Below are 1,048 nucleotides of genomic sequence, written 5' to 3' on the forward strand. Positions count from 1 at the left end.
TTGTGACCCGGGCCACATTCATGCTTGCGGGTCGCACGAGGCCCTTATGTGAAACCTTCGGCCCACCGCAAGGGCGCATAAACCTGCAAAACGGACAAAAGGTTCAAGTTGGCGTGTGATGGTGGCCACACACCCCATCGAGCCCACTACCCCGCATAGTGGTCCACCCCCCAAGCACCCGCACACACCCACACCCCACACCCCACACCCACACACCACCCACCGCACCGTCAGCCACCAACACCAGCAACACCGCAGCTCAACAGCATGATCACGGAAAACAAAAAAGACCTCGACAACGAGGTTTCAACCCCGAAACCGAGGGAAACCGCGTCCGGCCCCCAACAACCCACAACCGACCCCTCTACGACACCCCATCGTAGACACCCCGAATCCAACCCCTTGGAAGCCGACCAGACACCCGCTAACAATGGCCTGGTCACCACGACACGCAAGTCCCAGGACCCGGGTCGTACGACCGGCGCAACCCCCACAACGCGCCGACCCACATCCGACGCACAAGTCGATTCCCACCGACCGCGCAAACCACCCGGACGTGGATTCCCGCCCCCCGACCTAGGACTGCTACTTGTCTACCTCCCTCACCACCCGAATGCACAAGTCCATCGCCCTGCTCACCACCGCCGCCGGCATCGCCGGCATCGGCGCCGCCATCGCCCCCACCACCGCCTCCGCCACCACCCCGCAACAGATCGCCGCCAGCATCGTCCCCGCCGACCAGCTGGCCTCCTTCAGCAACATCATCTCCCACGAAAGCGGCTGGAGCGTCACCGCGACCAACCCCAGCAGCGGCTCCTACGGCCTCGGCCAGGCACTGCCCGCCTCCAAGATGGCCTCCGCCGGAACCGACTGGCAGACCAACCCCACCACCCAGATCAAGTGGGCCTACAACTACATGAACTCCCGCTACGGCAGCCCCAACGCCGCCTGGGCCTTCTGGGCCGCCCACCACTGGTACTAAGCCATGCCCAACAAACACACCCACACGAACGGGCCCGGTGCACACGCACCGGGCCCTTCGTCATGC

1 protein-coding gene is annotated in these 1,048 nt (G+C 64.5%); it reads left to right on the plus strand.

Translation table 11 applies throughout. The annotated features are described in order from the left end of the window. The first annotated feature begins 613 nt into the window (after nucleotides 1-613). Entirely contained in the window at nucleotides 614-982 is a 369-nt protein-coding gene (locus tag P3T39_RS37480; RefSeq protein ID WP_280703803.1) for a transglycosylase SLT domain-containing protein, read from the plus strand. Nucleotides 983-1,048: the final 66 nt, after the last annotated feature.

Source organism: Kitasatospora sp. GP82 (assembly GCF_029892105.1).
GTDB lineage: Bacteria > Actinomycetota > Actinomycetes > Streptomycetales > Streptomycetaceae > Kitasatospora.

What these genes read in the sequence shown, in the direction of transcription:
- P3T39_RS37480 (WP_280703803.1), top strand. Translation starts at nt 614, where the DNA reads ATGCACAAGTCCATCGCCCTGCTCACCACCGCCGCCGGCATCGCCGGC.